Source organism: Microbacterium sp. UFMG61 (genome assembly GCF_015354505.1).
Classification (GTDB): Bacteria; Actinomycetota; Actinomycetes; order Actinomycetales; family Microbacteriaceae; genus Microbacterium.
This window is the reverse complement of the sequence record NZ_JACAFP010000005.1, coordinates 36534-55187: the sequence shown is the minus strand read 5'-3', so window position 1 is coordinate 55187 and position 18654 is coordinate 36534. Positions and strand designations below refer to the sequence as shown.

Annotated in this window: 18 protein-coding genes; 8 read left to right on the top strand and 10 right to left on the bottom strand. The window is 68.2% G+C overall.

The window, feature by feature from the left end:
* Positions 1-2: 2 nt before the first annotated feature.
* From IXW21_RS07025 to IXW21_RS07010, 4 genes are all read left to right on the top strand, one after another.
* The gene (locus IXW21_RS07025; RefSeq protein WP_194763557.1) at positions 3-1037 is read left to right on the top strand and encodes a ribose-phosphate diphosphokinase; all 1035 of its coding nucleotides are present in this window, start codon (positions 3-5) and stop codon (positions 1035-1037) included.
* An 85-nt stretch (positions 1038-1122) separates the two neighbouring features.
* Positions 1123-1596, top strand: coding sequence for a hypothetical protein (locus IXW21_RS07020; RefSeq protein ID WP_194763556.1), 474 nt, complete (start codon positions 1123-1125; stop codon positions 1594-1596).
* An 18-nt stretch (positions 1597-1614) separates the two neighbouring features.
* Positions 1615-2469: an FAD:protein FMN transferase gene (locus IXW21_RS07015; protein WP_194763555.1), complete on the top strand. Its 855-nt coding sequence runs from the start codon at positions 1615-1617 to the stop codon at positions 2467-2469.
* Positions 2470-2496: 27 nt separating this feature from the next.
* Positions 2497-4071 carry an FAD-dependent oxidoreductase gene (locus IXW21_RS07010; protein WP_194763554.1) on the top strand — a complete coding sequence of 525 codons (1575 nt, stop codon included), beginning with the start codon at positions 2497-2499 and terminating at the stop codon, positions 4069-4071.
* A gap of 27 nt (positions 4072-4098) precedes the next feature.
* On the opposite strand, the gene IXW21_RS07005 is transcribed toward IXW21_RS07010, so the two are convergent.
* Both IXW21_RS07005 and IXW21_RS07000 read right to left on the bottom strand, forming a co-directional pair.
* Complete coding sequence (locus IXW21_RS07005) at positions 4099-5568, bottom strand: ATP-binding protein (RefSeq protein WP_194763553.1); 1470 nt, start codon at positions 5566-5568, stop codon at positions 4099-4101.
* Positions 5569-5594: 26 nt separating this feature from the next.
* A complete protein-coding gene (locus IXW21_RS07000) occupies positions 5595-6323 on the bottom strand; it encodes a response regulator transcription factor (RefSeq protein ID WP_056312334.1) in 729 nt (242 codons plus the stop codon).
* A gap of 166 nt (positions 6324-6489) precedes the next feature.
* Here IXW21_RS07000 and IXW21_RS06995 point away from each other — a divergent pair, with 166 nt between their 5' ends.
* Together IXW21_RS06995 and IXW21_RS06990 are read left to right on the top strand one after the other, a co-directional pair.
* The gene (locus IXW21_RS06995; protein WP_194763552.1) at positions 6490-7974 is read left to right on the top strand and encodes an ABC transporter permease; all 1485 of its coding nucleotides are present in this window, start codon (positions 6490-6492) and stop codon (positions 7972-7974) included.
* Positions 7975-8014: 40 nt separating this feature from the next.
* The gene (locus IXW21_RS06990) at positions 8015-8740 is read left to right on the top strand and encodes an ABC transporter ATP-binding protein (protein ID WP_194763551.1); all 726 of its coding nucleotides are present in this window, start codon (positions 8015-8017) and stop codon (positions 8738-8740) included.
* Positions 8741-8796: 56 nt separating this feature from the next.
* Here IXW21_RS06990 and gndA read toward each other — a convergent pair whose 3' ends face one another.
* The gene (gene gndA / locus IXW21_RS06985; RefSeq protein ID WP_194763550.1) at positions 8797-10245 is read right to left on the bottom strand and encodes an NADP-dependent phosphogluconate dehydrogenase; all 1449 of its coding nucleotides are present in this window, start codon (positions 10243-10245) and stop codon (positions 8797-8799) included.
* 131 nt (positions 10246-10376) lie between these two features.
* Entirely contained in the window at positions 10377-10502 is a 126-nt protein-coding gene (locus IXW21_RS18410; protein WP_267238687.1) for a hypothetical protein, read from the bottom strand.
* A gap of 220 nt (positions 10503-10722) precedes the next feature.
* Here IXW21_RS18410 and IXW21_RS06980 point away from each other — a divergent pair, with 220 nt between their 5' ends.
* Entirely contained in the window at positions 10723-11331 is a 609-nt protein-coding gene (locus IXW21_RS06980) for a 50S ribosomal protein L25/general stress protein Ctc (RefSeq protein WP_194763549.1), read from the top strand.
* A gap of 116 nt (positions 11332-11447) precedes the next feature.
* Positions 11448-12029, top strand: coding sequence for an aminoacyl-tRNA hydrolase (gene pth, locus IXW21_RS06975; protein WP_194763548.1), 582 nt, complete (start codon positions 11448-11450; stop codon positions 12027-12029).
* A gap of 38 nt (positions 12030-12067) precedes the next feature.
* Here the strand turns inward: pth and IXW21_RS18235 are convergent, their stop codons facing one another.
* The 6 genes from IXW21_RS18235 to sdhA all read right to left on the bottom strand — a co-directional run bounded on the left by IXW21_RS18235 (position 12068) and on the right by sdhA (position 18646).
* Entirely contained in the window at positions 12068-12838 is a 771-nt protein-coding gene (locus tag IXW21_RS18235) for a hypothetical protein (protein ID WP_228528280.1), read from the bottom strand.
* 24 nt (positions 12839-12862) lie between these two features.
* Positions 12863-13867 (bottom strand): tryptophan--tRNA ligase, encoded by a 1005-nt coding sequence (gene trpS / locus IXW21_RS06965; protein ID WP_194763547.1) that lies wholly within the window; start codon positions 13865-13867, stop codon positions 12863-12865.
* A gap of 49 nt (positions 13868-13916) precedes the next feature.
* Positions 13917-14756: an exodeoxyribonuclease III gene (locus tag IXW21_RS06960; RefSeq protein ID WP_194763546.1), complete on the bottom strand. Its 840-nt coding sequence runs from the start codon at positions 14754-14756 to the stop codon at positions 13917-13919.
* Positions 14757-14766: 10 nt separating this feature from the next.
* Entirely contained in the window at positions 14767-15972 is a 1206-nt protein-coding gene (locus tag IXW21_RS06955; RefSeq protein WP_194763545.1) for a YihY/virulence factor BrkB family protein, read from the bottom strand.
* A 77-nt stretch (positions 15973-16049) separates the two neighbouring features.
* A complete protein-coding gene (locus IXW21_RS06950; RefSeq protein ID WP_194763544.1) occupies positions 16050-16817 on the bottom strand; it encodes a succinate dehydrogenase iron-sulfur subunit in 768 nt (255 codons plus the stop codon).
* A gap of 2 nt (positions 16818-16819) precedes the next feature.
* Positions 16820-18646: a succinate dehydrogenase flavoprotein subunit gene (gene sdhA, locus IXW21_RS06945; protein WP_194763543.1), complete on the bottom strand. Its 1827-nt coding sequence runs from the start codon at positions 18644-18646 to the stop codon at positions 16820-16822.
* Positions 18647-18654: the final 8 nt, after the last annotated feature.

The following is an 18654-nucleotide window of genomic DNA, read 5'->3' as shown; positions in this document are numbered from 1 at the left end:
CGATGGCGCGCAAGAAGAAGACCGTCGATCTGGACCGGGACAACGGCATCGCCCCCGGACTGGTCGCCAAGACGAAGAAGCGGCTCATCGTCGCGGGTGGCCGTTCGCACCCTGAGCTGACCGCCGCCGTGGCTGCGGCGCTCGGCACCGAGGTGGTGCCGACCGAGCACCGCACGTTCGCATCCGGCGAGATCTACGCCCGGTTCGACGTCTCGATCCGCGGCTGCGACCTCTTCCTGATCCAGACCTTCGGCGAGCCGGTCAACGAGTGGCTCATGGAAGCGCTGATCATGGTCGACGCCGCCAAGCGCGCGTCCGCCAAGCGCATCACCGTCGTCGCTCCGTACTATCCGTACTCTCGTCAGGACAAGAAGGGCCGCGGTCGTGAGCCGATCAGCGCCCGCCTCGTCGCCGATCTGCTCAAGACCGCCGGGGCCGATCGCGTCATGAGCGTCGACCTGCACGCCGCGCAGATCCAGGGCTTCTTCGACGGCCCCGTCGACCACCTCTTCGCCAAGCCCGTGCTGCTCGACTACTTCGAGCGCACGCTGAGCCCCGCGGACCGCGAGATCCTCACGGTCGTGTCGCCCGACATGGGCCGCGTCCGCGTGGCCGACACCTGGTCCGACAGCCTCGGCGCCCCGCTGGCGATCATCCACAAGCGTCGTGACCCCAAGGTCGCCAACCAGGTCTCGGTGCATGAGATCGTCGGTGCGGTCGAGGGTCGCACCTGCCTTCTCGTCGACGACATGATCGACACCGGCGGCACGATCGTCAAGGCAGCCCAGGCGCTCAAGGCGAACGGCGCGCATCGCGTGATCGTGGCCGCGACTCACGCGATCTTCAGCGACCCGGCCTCCGAGCGACTGCAGGACGCCTCGATCGACGAGGTCGTCATCACCGACACGATTCCGCTGACCGAGTCGCGTCGCTGGGACAAGCTCACGATCCTGCCGATCGCTCCGCTGCTCGCTCGCGCCATCCACGAGGTCTTCGAGGACGGTTCGGTCACGAGCATGTTCGGCGGAGACGCGTAAGCAACCCATATATCGGACACAGCCCGCACATAGATGCTGTCCCTACGGTCGAATCAACACACCGATCAAGGCCGGGAGGACCATCATGATCCGCACGACTGTACCGACTTCTGTTCGCAAGGGCGCTGCCATCGCCGGCGTCGCAGGGCTCCTCGTCCTGGCCGGCTGCTCCGGCACGGCCGATGCCGAGGACACCTCGACCGGTGGGTCGTCGAGCACCGACAGCAGCACTGACACGAGCACCGGTTCGGCCAGCTCGGCCGAGTACGCCGACGGCACGTACACCGCCGACGGGTCGTACCAGACGCCTGAGACGGTGGAGGAGATCTCGGTGACCCTCACCATCGCCGACGGGCTGGTGAGCGAGGTCGAGGTCACGGGAGACCCGCAGGCCCGCGAGAGCGAGCAGTACCAGGGACAGTTCATCGACGGGATCGCCGATGAGGTCGTGGGCAAGTCGCTCGACGAGATCGACGTCAGCAAGGTGGCGGGTTCCTCGCTCACCAGCGGTGGGTTCAACAAGGCCGTCGACGCGATCAAGGAGCAGGCGGCCGCCTAGTCGCCTGGACTCGCGAACATGGCGACCTGGCGTTTCGACGCGATCGGCACGCGCTGGGAGATCGAGACGCAGGACGAACTCGGCCTGAGCGAGCGGGCGCTCGTGGACGCCGAGGTCGAACGGTTCGACCGCGAGTGGTCGCGATTCCGCGACGACTCTGCGGTGACCGCGATGAGTCGCACCGGCGGCACCATCGTCTCGAGCGACGCCGGAGCGATGCTCGACGCCTATCGCGATCTGTCGCAGGCGACCGCGGGAGCGGTCAATCCCCTCGTGGGCGACAGCCTCGGTGCGCTCGGATACGACGCGGACTACACGCTCGTCGCAGGGGCACCGCTCGCGGCTCCGAGCGAGTGGGCCGACCGCATCCGCTGGACGGCAGGGGAGGCGACGGCATCCGTGCCCTCTCTGCTCGATGTCGGTGCGCTCGGCAAGGGGCGTCTCGTCGACCTCGTCATGGAGACGCTGAGCGATGTGCCCGGCGATCTCGTGGTGGATGCCGGGGGTGACATGCGCGCTCGCGGATCCGCGGTGCGCGTGGGCCTCGAGCATCCGTACGACGCCACGAAGGCCATCGGCGTCGTGGAGCTGCAGGATGCCGCGCTGTGCGCCTCGGCCGTCAACCGGAGAGCATGGGGAGAGGGGCTGCATCACGTGCTCGACGCGCGCACCGGTGTGCCGGTGCGCACCTGGGCGGCGACCTGGGCCCTCGCCCCGGATGCCATGCGAGCGGATGCCGTCGCCACCGCGCTGTTCTTCGACGGTGGTCCCGAGCTCGCGGCGCGCTGGGGCGTGCACTGGGTGCGGATGACGACGGACGGACGCGTCGAGCGCTCGCCCGGATGCCCCGCCGAGCTGTTCACCCGCCGATGAGGCGCTGAAGTAGGGAAGAGTGGAACCGTGATCACCTCCATCACCGCCGCACGCCAGCGCGTCCTCGCGCTGCTCGGCGGCATCTCGATGTACCGCCTCGTTCTCTTCTCGCTGCTCGCGCTGGCCGTCATGGCCCTCGTGCTCTCCGCGGTCGGGATCATCGTGTCGCCGACGCCACTCGAGATCGTCGCCTCGTTCGCGGTTCTCGCGGTGGTGATCTCCGCCGTGGACGCGGCGGCGCAGCGCGTGCTGCGGTTGCCGTGGAGGATCGAGTCGTCGCTCGTCACCGCGCTCATCCTGCTGTTCGTGCTGCGACCCGGCATCGAGCCGCTCGCGCTGCTCGGACTCGCGATCGCTGGTGCCGTGGCGAGCCTGTCGAAGTATCTGATCGCCTGGCGGGGCCGGCACATCCTCAACCCGGCCGCGTTCGGGGCCGCCGTCGTGTCGATCCTCGGCTCCTTCGGCGCGTTCGAGTGGCTGGGCACGTCGTCGTCGTGGTGGGTGGGCACGCCGTCACTGTTCATCCCCGTCCTCATTCTCGGACTCGCGGTGCTGTGGCGCACCGAGAAGGTGCGCGTGGTCGCCGTGTTCCTTCTCGTCGCGGTGGCTGTCTCCATCCTGCGTCAGGCCGTACAGGCCCAGGAGTTCGACATCGCGTTCGACCTCGGCACGGCGCTCTCGTTCGCACTGCTGCAGTCGCCGTTCCTGTTCCTCGGAGCGTTCATGCTCTCCGAACCGCTGACCCTCCCGCCGCGTCGCTGGCAGCAGTTCTCCGTGGCTGCCCTCGTGGGCGTGCTCGCGGGGTGGCCGATCGCGATCGGCGGACTCTTCACCCTCGGACAGGAACGAGCGCTCCTCATCGGCAACCTGCTCGCCTTCGCCTTCGCCCTTCGCGGCTCTGTGCGTCTGGTGCTCGAGAAACGGCAGTTCATCACCCCGACCGCGCAGGAGCTGACGTTCCGTGCGAAGGGCACGGTCCGCTTCCTCCCCGGGCAGTACCTGGAGTTGGACGTGCCGCATCACCGTCCCGACGCTCGGGGCACGCGCCGCGAGTTCAGCATCGTGTCAGCGCCGGCCGACCTGCCGACGCTGCGGATCGCCTACAAAAACGGCGACCAGAAGCATCCGTCGAGCTTCAAGCGTGCGCTGGCCGCCGCGGAGCCCGGCGCCACGCTCGCGGTGACGGGAACCTGGGGCGACTTCCTGCTGCCGCGATCGGAGGCGCCCGTTCTGCTGGTCGCCGCCGGTATCGGCGTCACACCGTTCGTGTCGCAGCTCCGCCAGCTGCAGGCGACCGGGCAGCGGCGCGACGTGGTGCTCGTCTACGTGGCGTCCGACAGCTCGGAGCTCGCGTTCCGCGACGAACTCTCCGCCACCGGTGCCCGCGTCGTCGTGTTCACCCGCGACGAGCCGGCCGACCTTCCCACGCAGTGGACCTGGGCGCAGGGTTCCCGGCTCGACGCGGATGCGCTGGAGCGCCACGTGCCCGACCTCGCAGAGCGCCACTCGTTCATCTCCGGCCCGCCGCGCTTGATCGCCGACCTCGCGCCGGCACTGCAGAAGGCCCGCTCCCTCACGACCGACGCCTTCGCCGGCTACTGACCATCCGGCGCCTCTGAACCGCGCCGGCTACTCGCCGGCAGCCGGATTCACGGGGATGCGCACGGTGAACGTCGTGTCACCGGGCTCGCTCGCCACGGAGATCTCGCCGCCGTGGCCCTCGACGATGGCCTTCGCGATCGCCAGGCCGAGGCCGGTGCCGCCGGTCTGTCGGGCACGCGAGCTGTCACCCCGTGCGAAACGGGCGAACAGCTCCTCGCGCACGGCCGGATCGATCCCGGGTCCGTCGTCGTGCACGCGGATGACGGCATCCTCACCCTCGCGGCTCACCCGGAGCGTGATCGAGGTGCCGGCCGGCGTGTGCGTCCTGGCGTTCGCGAGCAGATTGGCGACCACCTGATGCATGCGTCCCGCGTCGCCCATGATGACGATCGGCTCGTCGGGCACGTCGATGTTCCAGTGATGATCGACGGCCGTGGGGCGGGCGTCGGAGAGTCCCTCCAGCGCCAGCTGGGTCAGGTCGACCGTGCCGTACACAAGCTCCCGGCCTTCGTCGAGACGGGCGAGCAGCAGCAGATCCTCGACCAGACGGGTCATGCGCAAGGACTGCGCCTGGATACGCTCCAGCGACGTCGTCGTGCCCTCGATCGCCGCTTCTCCGCCCTGCTGCTTCAACGCACGCAGCGAGAGCTCCGAGTATCCGCGGATCGATGACAGCGGGGTGCGCAGCTCGTGGCTCGCGTCGGCGACGAACCGTCGCATCCGCTCCTCGTTCTTCTGTCGCGCCGCCAGCGAGGTGTTCACGTGATCGAGCAGGGTGTTCAGCGACGCCCCGACGAGACCCGTCTCAGTGCGCGGGTCGGCCTCGGACGCCGGCACGCGCTCGGTGATCTGCACCTCGCCGCGGTCGAGCGGCTGGTTGGCGACGCGCGTCGCGGTCGCAGCGACAGCGCGCAGCGGCCGGAGACCCACTCTGATGGTGATCGCGGTGGTCAGCGCGAGCAGGATCAGACCGCCGAGGGTTGCGAGCACAATCACGGTGAGCAGCGTCGTCAGCTGGTTCTGGATGTCGGTGCGGGGCAGGCCGGTCACGACGTTCACGCCGTTGGGCGCCTGCTGCACGACGACGAGGTAGGAGCCGAAGTCGTCGAGGGTGACCGTGCCGACGCGGCGTCCGTCGAGCGCCGCGTCGATCCGCGCGAGATCCGCGCTCGTCAAGGTCTGCGACTCCCCGCTGAACTCGCCCTTGGTGTCGGGGAAGACGACACCGTTGGTGCCGCCCGCGGTGCTCGACACGGCCATCAGGATGCCGGGCGGAACCCGCGAGCCCTGGCCTTCGAAGATCGTTTCGACGTCGGCGTACTTCGCAGGCACGCTGCCGACCGCCTGGGCGACCTGACCGGAATAGTTCGTCACCCTGTCCTGAAGCTGCTGTTCGAGCGTCCCACCCAGAAGAGCGCTCGTGATCACCGCGACGATCACGAGGATGAGCGAGACGAAGCCGATCACGGCTGTCATGAGCCGTGTCTGCAGGCTCATCGGCCGCGCTGTCATCCTCGTGGAGCTCACTGGGGCGCCTTGATCATGTATCCGACGCCGCGGACGGTGTGCAGCAGCGGGGTGCGCCCGGCGTCGATCTTCTTGCGCAGATACGAGATGTACAGCTCGACGACGGACGACTTGCCGCCGAAGTCGTAGCTCCAGACTCGGTCGAGGATCTGCGCCTTCGACAGCACGCGGCGCTCGTTGCGCATGAGATAGCGAAGCAGCTCGAACTCGGTCGCGGTGAGCTCGATCTCGGTGCCGTCGCGGACGACCTCATGGCTGTCCTCGTTGAGCGTGAGGTCGGCGACACGCAGGATGGACTGGCCGTCGTCGGCCGTGGCGTGCCCGGTGCGGCGGATGATCGCGCGCAGCCGGGCGATGACCTCCTCGAGGCTGAAGGGCTTGGTGACGTAGTCGTCTCCTCCGGCGGTGAGACCGGCGACGCGGTCGCCCACGGCATCCTTCGCCGTGAGGAAGAGCACGGGCACGAGGCTGCCGGATTCACGGAGGCGGCGCAGGACGGCCATGCCGTCGAGGTCGGGCATCATGATGTCGAGCACGAGAGCATCCGGTTCGAACTCCCGTGCCACCTGAAGGGCCTCGAGGCCGGAGGATGCCGTGCGCACCTCCCAGCCCTCCATGCGCAGGGCCATCGCGAGCAGGTCGGTGAGCATCTGCTCGTCGTCGACGGCGAGGATGCGCAGGGGAGAGCCGTCGGGGCGGCGCAGTTCGGGGAGATCGGTGCTCATGAGTACATTCTGCGGAATCACCTATGGGGTTTCTATGGAACGCGCTATGCGTCTGCTGTGAGGTGCGCGTCCCATAGGTTTCTCATCACCCGTCCCTCGATCTCGCAAAAGTCGGCTCCTTAGCGTCATCATCGGCCCGCGAACAGCGCGCGGCGGAAGGAGACACATGTACGGCACTTATCTGCGGCGAGAGTTGGCGGGCCGCAAGAAGCAGACCTGGATCGTGGCGGTCGGGCTCGCGATCGCCATCGCGCTCGTGATCATCGTCAACGCCCTCACCGCGGGGGTGCGGGACGCGCAGGCGCAGGCACTGGAGTCGGTGTACGGCGTCGGCACCGATCTGACCGTCACGGGGGCCGCGGGCGAGCCGGGGGAGGGCGGCGGACAGCGCTTCGACTTCGGGGCGGACGACGGAGCGACAGACGGCGACACGACCACGCTCAACCAGTCGACTCTGATGACGGACTTCATGCGGGGAACGCTCGATGCCTCGGTTCTCGATACTGTGGCGTCGACCGACGGGGTGACCGCCGCGACGGCGGCGCTCAGCCTCAACAACTCGACGTTCTCGGGCGAACTGCCCAGCGGGGGCTTCGGTGCGCAGGATGGCACGACCGAGGGTGCCGCCCCGACGGACGAGACCCCGGCCGAGGGACAGATGCCGCCGCAGGACGGCGCCGGTGGCGGCGGATCGTTCGGCGTCGACTCGTTCACGGTGCTCGGAATCGACCCGGCGGCCGAGTCCGTCGGTCCACTCGCCTCCGTCGAGGTGACCGACGGTCGCGCTCTCGACAGCGACGACGCCGGCACGCTCGTCGCCCTCGTCGATGCGACGTACGCCTCGACCGCCGAGATCGCGGTCGGAGACATGATCGATGTCGCGGGTTCCGACGTCGAGGTCGTCGGCATCGTGGCATCCACCTCCGACTCCGCCGACACTGCGGCGAACGTCTACCTGCCACTCGACACCGCACAGGAGCTCTCGGGCGCGGGTGACGTCATCTCCACCGTCTACGTGCAGGCCGAGTCCGCGGCATCGATCGACGCGGTGCAGACCGCGCTCGCCGACGAGCTGCCCGATGCGACCATCACGTCGCAGTCCGAGCTCGCCACCACAGTGTCGGGGTCGCTCTCGAGCGCCACGTCACTGATCACGAACCTCGGCACATGGCTCTCGATCATCGTGCTCGCCGTCGCGGTGCTCCTCTCGGTGCTGCTCACTCTCTCGGGCGTCTCTCGGCGCACCCGCGAGTTCGGCACTCTCAAGGCGATCGGCTGGTCGAACGGACGGGTCGTGCGTCAGGTGGCGGGCGAGTCCATGGTGCAGGGCCTGATCGGCGGCGCCGTGGGCCTCGCACTCGGTGTCGCGGGCATCGTGGCGATCAACCTCATCAAGCCGACCATCGCCGCGAGCGCTGCTGCCGGCGGTGCGCAGGACGGCCCCGGCGGTATGGGCGGACCCACGGGAGGCGGTGGGCAGATGTTCCAGACCCAGCAGGCTGCCGACATCGTGCTGCAGGCGCCCTTCACACCGTGGGTGCTGATTGCAGCCGTGGGCCTCGCGGTGCTCGGCGGCCTCGTCGCCGGAGCGTTCGGAGGATGGCGTGCGGCGCGCCTCAGCCCGGCCGAGGCGCTGCGGTCCGTCTCCTGACGGACGCTCGATCACCCATCACACGACAAGGAGATACGACATGACCATCGCAGACATCGCTCCGGCCACGAACGGCACGGATGCCACGGTGCCGCTGTACCGCGCACAGGGTGTGACACGCACCTACACGCAGAAGGGGCGCACGGTGAAGGCGCTCACCGGCGTCGACCTCACGATCCGCCCCGGCGAGTTCGTCACCATCCAGGGACCGACGGGCGGGGGCAAGTCGACTCTTCTGCAGATGCTCGGCGCGCTCGATAAGCTCTCGTCCGGATCGCTGAAGCTCGGTGAGATCGAGCTGGCGTCGGCATCCGCACGCGAGCTCAGCCGCATCCGCGCCGAGGAGCTCGGCTTCGTCTTCCAGGGGTTCAACCTGATTCCCACTCTGACGGCAGCCGAGAACGTGAACATGGCTCTCGAGCCGACCGCCCTGAGCCGTACCGAACGCGCGACGCGTGTCGCCGAGGCGCTCGCCCATGTCGGCCTCGCCGATCGTGGTGACCACCTGCCGACCGAGCTCTCGGGCGGCCAGCAACAGCGTGTGGCGATCGCTCGGGCGATCGTGAAGAGACCTCGTGTGCTGCTCGCGGACGAGCCGACGGGCAACCTCGACGAGAGCATGCGAGACGAGATCCTGACATTGCTCGAGGGACTGTGCGCCGAAGGGATCACCATGATCGTCGTCACCCATGATTCGGCGGTGGCGCGCAGGGCGAGCAGGCGGCTGCGGCTCGCGAAGGGGACGGTGCAGGACATCACCCGGTGAGACAGGACGAAGGCCTCGGCGGAATCGCCGGGGCCTTCGTCATGTCTCAGACGCGCTCAGTGCGTGTCTTCGGCTTCGATCTCGGTGCGGTCGCCCGACCACTGCGTGTGGAAGGTGCCCGGCTTGTCGATGCGCTTGTAGGTGTGCGCACCGAAGAAGTCGCGCTGCCCCTGCACGAGGGCGGCGGGGAGGCGGTCGGCGCGGATGCCGTCGTAGTACGACAGCGACGACGAGAACGCCGGAGCGGGGATGCCCGCGGTCGCTGCGGCGATGACGACGCGGCGCCAGGAGGCCTGACCGCGCGTGAGCGCCTCGGCGAAGTACGGTGCCGACATGAGGACCGGAAGGTCGGGGGTCTCGGCGTACGCGTCGGCGATGCGGTTGAGGAACTGGGCGCGGATGATGCACCCGCCGCGCCAGATCTTGCTGATCGCGCCGAGGTCGATGTTCCAGCCGTACTCGGCGGCACCCGCGCGGATCTCGTCGAAGCCCTGCGAGTAGGCGACGATCTTCGACGCGTACAGCGCGAGGCGGACGTCCTCGATGAAGGCGGCCTCGTCCGTGACGGTGAACTCCTCGTCAGGACCCGGGAGGGCGCCGGCGACGGCGCGCTGCTCGGGGTGCGACGACAGCGAGCGGGCGAACGTGGCCTCGGCGATGCCCGAGACGGGGACGCCGAGCGACAGCGCCGTCTGCACGGTCCACGCGCCGGTGCCCTTGGCGCCGGCCTGGTCGAGGATGACGTCGACGAGGGGCTTGCCGGTCTCGGCATCCACCTGGCGGAGCACCTCTGCGGTGATCTCGATCAAGTAGGACTCGAGCTCACCCTTGTTCCACTCGGCGAAGATCGCGGCGATCTCGGCGGGGGACTTGCCCGTGCCGCGGCGGATGAGGTCGTAGGCCTCGGCGATCAGCTGCATGTCGGCGTACTCGATGCCGTTGTGCACCATCTTGACGAAGTGTCCGGCACCGTCGTGGCCGACGTGCGTGACGCACGGCTCGCCCTCGGCGATCGCGGCGATCGACTTCAGGATCGGGCCGAGGGTGATCCAGGACTCGTCCGAGCCGCCGGGCATGATCGACGGGCCGGTGAGCGCGCCCTCTTCGCCGCCCGAGATGCCGGCGCCGACGAAGTTGACTCCGGTCTCGCGCACGGCCTTCTCGCGACGGATGGTGTCGGGGAAGTAGGCGTTGCCGCCGTCGACGATGATGTCACCGGGCTCGAAGACCTCGAGCAGCGAGTCGATCACGGCGTCGGTGGGACCGCCGGCCTTGACCATGATGATCGCGGTGCGCGGCTTCTGCAGCGAATCTGCGAAGTCCTGGTACGTCCTCGCCGGGATGAATCCTGCTTCGGGGTGCTCCGAGACGAGCGTCTCGGTCTTCTCGTAGCTGCGGTTGAAGATCGCCACCGTGTTGCCCTCGCGGCTGGCGAGGTTGCGGGCGAGATTCGAACCCATGACGGCGAGTCCGACGACTCCGATGTTCGCTGATGCTTCGGGCACAGATGGCTCCTAGATCGAGAAGTAGGGGATGATCCCAGGGTATCGCGGCGCTCGGGTGGCGGCCGCGTTGTGACGTCCGATGGCGAGCGCCCCGACGACGAGACGGTTGCTGCGCACCCGTGCTGCGGCGATCAGTCCTTGCGGTAGCCGGAGCGGCCGAGCGAGAAGAGTGCGCCGAAGGTGGCGACGGCGGCGCAGAGCGACATGGCTCCGATGACCCAGGCGATCGCGTGCGAGAAGAAGACGCCGTCGAGCATGAGGAACTCCATGTTCTGCGAGAGGGAACGGTGTCTTCAGCCTAACGGGTCATCGGGTAGCATGAAGGGAGTACCTCGGCGAGGGATGAGCGCGCGTGCGCGCGAATCCGTTATCGACGCGGCGAAGCAAGCCCGGTGGCTTCTTTCACGTGTCTGCGTTCGAGAGCTGTTCCATAGACCACCGCGCGGCTGCTCGCTGCGTGCCCCGAAGGAGAACCCCATGTCTGAAGACACCAAGGTCCAGGCCGAGCTTCGCGAGAACTTCGGCAAGGGCTTCGCCCGCCGCCTCCGCGCCGCCGGCAAGATCCCCGCCGTTCTGTACGGCCACGGCACCGAGCCGGTCCACGTCGCACTGCCGGGCCACCAGGTCTCGCTCATCATCCGTCGCGCGAACGCTCTGCTCGAGCTCGACATCGACGGAAAGAACCAGCTCGCCCTGGTCAAGGACGTCCAGAAGGACCCCGTGCACCAGATCATCGAGCACATCGACCTGCTCGTCGTGAAGAAGGGCGAGAAGGTCACCATCGACGTCCCGATCGTCGTCACGGGCGAGTCGGCTCCCGGCACGATCGTCAACCAGGACGCGAACACCCTGTCGATCGAGGCCGAGGCCACGCACCTGCCGCAGAACGTCGAGGTCTCGGTCGAGGGGCTCGAGGACGGCGCGCACATCACGGCCGCCGACGTCACGCTGCCCAAGGGCTCGTCGCTGCTCAGCGACCCCGAGGTGCTCGTCGTCGCGATCTCGATCCCGGCCGAAGAGCCGCTCGAAGAGGACGAGGCTGCCGCTGCGGATGAGGCTCCTGCCGAGGACGCCGCCGCGGAGTGATCTCCGTCGGCTCAGCACTCAGCTGACCGCATCACAGAGGGGGCGCGAGCAGATCGCGCCCCCTCTGTCGTATCCTGACCCGGGTCGCATCGACCCGCTTCCGAGAGGACGACCGCATGGCATCCACCTGGCTGGTGGTGGGGCTCGGCAATCCCGGCCCGCGATACGAGGCGACGAGGCACAACATCGGTCAGATGGTGATCGATGAACTGGCCTCGCGCCGGAACGAGACCTTCCGCGAGCACAAGGGGGGCGCGCGCGTCGTCGAGACCTGGCTGCGCCCCGGTGGTGACAAGCTCGTGCTCGCCAAGCCGAACACGTTCATGAATGTCTCGGGCACTCCCGTCGCCGCTCTCGCGCGGTTCTACTCGGTCCCGCCCGAGCGGATCGTCGTGGTGCACGACGAGCTCGACATCCCCTTCGACACCGTCAAGCTCAAGACGGGTGGCGGGCACGGCGGACACAACGGGGTGCGAGACATCGCCAGAGCCATCGCGACTCCCGAGTTCCCTCGCGTCCGCGTCGGCATCGGCCGACCGGTGGGACGTCAGGACCCTGCCGACTGGGTGCTGTCGCCGTTCGGCAAGGATGAGCGGGCGAACCTGCCGATCCTCGTCTCCGATGCCGCCGACGCCGTCGAGCTGCTCGTCGCCGAGGGACTCCTCGCGGCACAGCAGAAGCACCACGCCCCGCGCTGAGGCTCGCCGTTCGCAGCCGTGAGGTGCGGTGACGCGTCCTAGACGACGAGGCCGGCGGCGACTCCGGCGGGGAGCATCACTCCGACGACGACCCAGAAGACGACCGCCCCGAGGGCGGCCACGACGACCGCCGCGATCCCCGCGCCTCGCCCCTTCTTCTTCACGATCGCGATGATTCCGATGACGATCGCGGCGATGCCGAGCACCGTGCCCGTCCAGAAGGCGATCTCGGTCCACAGAACCTGGTCGCGGGCAGGCGCGAGCGCGGCCAGCGCGTCGGAGCCGGTGGCGTCGAATCCGCCGGGCAGGCGCGTGCCGATCTCGAACGAGGTGAATCCCGCGATGATCGGGATGATGAGTGCCGCGATGCCCGCGGCGACGAGCGCGAGGATGCCGAGCATCCCGGACTTCTTCGGCTCGGTGGCCGGAGCCTGATAGTCACCCGCGGGTGCGGAGTAGCCGCCCACGGGCACCTGATACGCGCCGGGAGGGGCGCTCTGATACGCCGGGGGCGCGGCCTGATATGCCGGAGGTGCCGATACGTATGCCGGGGGCGCCGTGTGCGGCTGGTAAGCCGGGAGCCCCGTCTGCGGCTGGTAAGCCGGGAGCCCTGTCTGCGGCTGGTATGCCGGGGGAGTGGCCTCGTACGCCGGGGGAGCGGGCTGGTTCGCCGGAGGTGTCGCCTCATATGCCGGAGGCGCGGGTGGTGCCGGCGCGTATCCGGGCATCGGGGGCTGACCGTCCACCGGCTGGGGTGCGGGCGGCACGGGGGGAACGGCTCCGGACGGGGGCAGCGGCTGATCAGTCACGCCCCCATCCTAGGGCCGAGGATCTCAGACGCGCCGAAGCAGTCCGACGCGGTCGTAGACCGCTGCGAGCGTCGCGTCGGCGACGGCATCCGCCCGGGCGGCGTTGGCCGCGAGAATGCGGTCGAGCTCGGCAGGGTCGTCGAGCAGCTCGAGCGCGCGAGCGCGCACCGGCTCGAACTCGGCGACGACGACCTCGGCGAGACCCTTCTTGAAGTCTCCGTAGCCGCGACCTGCGTACTCGTCCTCGATCGCACCGACCTGCCGACCGCTGAGTGCGGCATAGATCGTGAGCAGGTTCGAGACACCGGGCTTGCTCTCGCGATCGAAGCGTACGGAGCCCTCGTTGTCGGTCACCGCCCGCATGATCTTCTTCGCCGACTTGGCGGGATCGTCGAGCATCCAGAGCACGCCGGCATCGCTCTCTGCGGACTTCGACATCTTCGAGGTCGGGTTCTGCAGGTCGTAGATGCGCGCCGTGTCCTTCTGGATCACCGGACGCGGCACCACGAACGTCTCGCCGAAGCGGGAGTTGAAGCGCTCCGCGAGGTCGCGCGTGAGCTCGACGTGCTGCTTCTGGTCGTCGCCCACCGGCACGACATCGGTCTGGTAGAGCAGGATGTCGGCGGCCATGAGCACCGGATAGGTGAAGAGCCCCACGCTCGTCGCGTCGGCGCCGTAGCGCGCAGACTTGTCCTTGAACTGCGTCATCCGACCTGCTTCACCGAAACCGGTGATGGTCGAGAGGATCCAGGCGAGCTCGGCGTGCGCGCGCACGTGGGACTGCACGTACAGAGTCGACTGCGAGGGCTCGATCCCCGCTGCGATGTACTGAGCGGCCGTGCGGCGGGTCTTCTCGCGGAGCTCGGCGGGGTCCTGCGCGACGGTCAGCGCGTGCAGGTCGACGACGGAGAAATACGCGTCGTACGAGCTCTGCAGCTCCCGCCACTGCAGGAGCGCGCCGATGTAGTTGCCGATCTGCAGAGAGTCGGCGGAGGGCTGCATTCCGGAGTAGAGGCGTGGTTTCGTCACGGTATCAATCCTATGGGCGTGGTGGCGGTACTCGAACCCGCTCGCCCGTTCAGTAGGTGTAGTCGACGACGACCGGCGCGTGGTCGCTCCACCGCTGGTCGTAGGCTGCCGCGCGGGCCACATGGTACGCGGTCGCCCGCTCGGCAAGCGACGGAGTCGCGAGGTGGTAGTCGATGCGCCATCCCGAGTCGTTGTCGAACGCCTGTCCTCGCATGGACCACCAGGTGTAGGGACCCTCGACCTCCCCGTGGAAGGCGCGTCCGACGTCGACCCATCCGAGTCCCGGACCTGTCGAGCCGTCGACGCCCTCGACCGTGGATCCGGCTGCGCCGAGGAATCGATCGAAGTACGCGCGCTCGCGGGGGAGGAAGCCGGCCTTCTTGCGATTGCCGCGCCAGTTCTTGATGTCGAGTTCGCGATGACCGACATTCAGGTCGCCGGTGACGAGCGCGAGAGCGTCGTCGTGACCGAGCTCCGCGAGCCTGATGCCGAAGGCGTCGAGGAACTTCCACTTCTCGTCCTGTTTCGGGGTGTCGGCTTCGCCGCTGTGCACGTAGGCGCTGACCACCGTCAGCGGGCGATCGCCGATCAGGAAATCGGCCTCGATCCAGCGCCCCTTCGAATCGAACTCGGCGGGGCCGAAGTCGGTGCGCGTGGCGAGCGCCGGCACGCGGCTCGCGATCGCCACACCGGCGCGGCCCTTGGCCGTCGCCTCATCGTGCACGAAGGTCCATCCGGGGAGAGCAGCCTCGAGGTGCTCGTCCTGACCGCGGACCTCCTGCAGGGTGAGGATGTCGACGTCGGCCGCATCGAGCCAGCCGCTCATGCCGTTGCGAGCCGCCGCTCGGATTCCGTTGACATTGACCGAGGCGATACGCAGATGAGGCATGTCCACAAGCCTAACGAGGGCCGCCGACATCCCGAGACGGGCGCTGCAGTTCCGACAGCAGACGCTGGGCGAGCGGGGTCATGGTCTCCGGGGGCGGGGGAGCGGACGCCTCCAGCTCGACGAGCTCCCGCTCGGCAGCCCGGACCGCCCTCTCTGCCGGCCACGCGCGGTACCAGGGCGCGGCGTCCCGAGCGGACTCGGCCTCGCGCACGCGGATTCGCGCCGCCTGCACGAGCGTCCGGTGTTCCGCGATGCGACGCTCTGCCTCGGTCAGCGACTGCAGAGGGAGGTCGCGGTCCTGCGCGGCGACGGCGATCCACGAGGACGCCACGAGCATCACCACACCGTTGACACGGAACCACAGGAGGAGCCCGATGAAGATGGCGAACGTCGCGAGCAGGGGATTGGAGGGGGTATAGCTCAGAAGGAAGCCCGCTCCGAACTGCAGGATGGTCATCGCTCCGCCGCCGAGCAGCGCGCCCGGCCAGATCGTCCGCCACTCGAGCGAGGTGCCGGTGAGGAATCGGACCATCGCGGCCAGGGCCGCCGAGAGCAGTGCGAACGACACCAGCACCGTGCCGATGCGGATGCTCGTCAGACCGTCGAGGGCGGATCCCCATCCGAGCAGGCTGAGGATCCAGCTCAGTGCGACCGCGCTGGCGGAGCTGAGCAGAGATCCGGCGAGCAGCGAGACGCCGAAGATCAGCGCGGCCAGCAGGTCGCGTGCCTTGAGGATGACGTAGCTGCGACGGTCGGGGGGCAGACCGAAGATGTCCCGGGTCGCACGTCGTGAGAACGTCACCCAGCCGATCGCGGTCCAGATCACTGTGCCGAGCGCGATCAGGCCGGTGATGCTCAAGAGGCCGGTCGTGCTGACCGCGATCTCCTGCACCTGCTGCGGGGTGAAGACCCCGCCCTCCTCCTGGATCAGGTTCGGGATGTAGCTGTTGATGATGTCGATCATGCCGTCGACGGCCGCGGTGCTGCCGCCGAGCCAGAGGCCGGCGATCGCGAAGGCGAGGTAGATCGCCGCGAAGATCGCGAAGAGCGCCTGGTAGCTCACGCCGGCGGCGAGCAGGAATCCGTTGTGCTGGAGGAAATGCCGCCACACCCGCACGGGGAAGAGGCCCAGGGTGCGCTGCGTCAGCGCGGTGGCACGCTCGACGGCCGCATCGAGGCGACGGGGATCGCTCGCATCGCCATCGGGATCAGACACATCCTCACCCTATCCACACAACGCGAAAGGGCGGGCTCCCCTGAGGGAACCCGCCCGTCGGCGTCAGCGCGAGAGCGTCAGGGACGACCGCGCAGCACGGCCTGCTTGACCTCGGCGATGGCCTTCGTGACCTCGATGCCACGCGGGCATGCCTCGGAGCAGTTGAAAGTCGTGCGGCAGCGCCACACGCCTTCCTTGTCGTTGAGGATGTCGAGGCGCACGTCGGCGTTGTCGTCGCGCGAGTCGAAGATGAAGCGGTGCGCGTTCACGATCGCGGCCGGTCCGAAGTACTGGCCGTCGGTCCAGAACACGGGGCACGACGAGGTGCAGGCTGCGCAGAGGATGCACTTCGTGGTGTCGTCGAAGATCTCGCGGTCGGCGATCGACTGCACGCGCTCCTTGCCCTTCTCGGGCACGGAGTTCGCGACGAGGAACGGCTGCACCTCGCGGTACGAGGCGAAGAACGGCTCCATGTCGACGACGAGGTCCTTTTCGAGCGGCAGACCCTTGATCGCCTCGACGTAGATCGGCTTCGAGATGTCGAGGTCCTTGATCAGCGTCTTGCAGGCGAGGCGGTTGCGGCCGTTGATGCGCATGGCGTCGGAACCGCAGATGCCGTGGGCGCAGGAACGGCGGAACGTGAGCGAGCCGTCGACCTCCCACTTGATCTTGTGCAGCGCGTCGAGCACGCGGTCGGTGGAGTAGAGCTCCACGTCGTAGTCGACCCAGTGCGGCTCCGCGTCGACCTCGGGGTCGAACCGGCGGATGTTGAACGTGACGATGAAGGACTGGATCGCAGCCTCTTCCGTCGTGTCGGCGGGGGCCTCAGCGATGGCGTTGGACATGCTCAGTACTTCCTCTCCATCGGCGGGTAGTTGAGTTCGCCCTGCTCGTTCTTGGTGAACACGACGGGCTTCCAGTCGAGCTTGATGTGATCGCTCGGCGTGGAGGAGTGCGGGTCACCGGTCAGGTACGCCATGGTGTGCTTCATGTACTTCTCGTCGTCACGCGTCGGGAAGTCATCGCGCATGTGACCGCCGCGGCTCTCCTCGCGGTTCTGCGCGGCGTAGACCACGACCTCGGCGATGTCGAGCAGGAAGCCCAGCTCGACGGCCTCGAGCAGGTCGGTGTTGAACCGCTTGCCCTTGTCGTCGACATGGACGTTCTTGTAGCGCTCGCGCAGTTCGGCGATCACGCCGAGCACGTGCTGGAGCGAGTCGTGGGTGCGGAAGACCTGCGCGCCCTTGTCCATCTCGTCCTGCAGCTCCTTGCGGAGCACGGCGATGCGCTCGGTGCCCTGGTTGTTGCGCAGGTCCTCGAGCATGCCGGAGACGAAGCCCGCGGGGTTCTCGGGGAGCGGCACGAACTCGGCGGTCTTGACGTACTCGACCGCGTTGCGCCCCGAGCGCTTGCCGAACACGTTGATGTCGAGCAGCGAGTTGGTGCCGAGACGGTTGGCGCCGTGCACCGAGACGCAGGCGCACTCGCCCGCGGCGTAGAGACCGGGGACGACGGTGTCGTTGTCGGCCAGGACCTCGCCGTTGTTGTTGGTCGGGATGCCGCCCATGGCGTAGTGCGCGGTGGGCATCACGGGCACGGGCTCGACGACCGGGTCGACACCCAGGTAGGTGCGGGCGAACTCGGTGATGTCCGGGAGCTTGGTCTCGAGCACCTCGGCACCGAGGTGGGTGCAGTCGAGGAGAACGTAGTCCTTGTGCGGGCCGGCGCCTCGTCCCTCGGCGACCTCCTGGACCATGCAGCGCGCGACGATGTCACGTGGCGCCAGGTCCTTGATGGTCGGCGCGTAGCGCTCCATGAAGCGCTCGCCCGAGGCGTTGCGGAGGATCGCGCCCTCGCCTCGGGCGCCCTCGGTGAGGAGGATGCCGAGGCCGGCGAGCCCGGTCGGGTGGAACTGGAAGAACTCGAGGTCCTCGAGCGGGAGGCCCTTGCGCCAGACGATGCCGACGCCGTCACCGGTCAGGGTGTGGGCGTTCGAGGTCGTCTTGAAGATCTTGCCGAAGCCACCGGTCGCGAAGATCACGGCCTTGGCCTGGAAGACGTGCAGCTCACCGGTCGACAGGTCGTAGGCGACGACGCCGGACACCTGGGTCTTGCCGTCGGCATCCTTCACCGTCAGCAGGTCGAGCACGTAGAACTCGTTGAAGAAGTTGATGCCGAGCTTGACGCAGTTCTGGAACAGCGTCTGCAGGATCATGTGACCCGTGCGGTCGGCGGCGTAGCAGGCACGACGCACCGGGGTCTTGCCGTGCTCGGCGGTGTGACCCCCGAATCGACGCTGGTCGATCTTCCCCTCGGGCGTGCGGTTGAAGGGGAGGCCCATGTTCTCGAGGTCGATGACCGCGTCGATGGCCTCCTTGGCGAGGATCTCCGCAGCATCCTGGTCGACCAGGTAGTCGCCGCCCTTGACCGTGTCGAAGGTGTGCCACTCCCAGCTGTCCTCCTCGACGTTCGCGAGCGCAGCAGCCATGCCGCCCTGCGCCGCACCGGTGTGCGAACGCGTCGGGTAGAGCTTGGAGATCACCGCGGTCTTCGCGCCGGGACCGGCCTCGATGGCCGCACGCATGCCGGCGCCTCCGGCGCCGACGATGACGATGTCGAACTGGTGGTAATGCACGCCGTCACGGACGACGGAATCCTGGGTCTCGGTAGTCACTTCTCGTT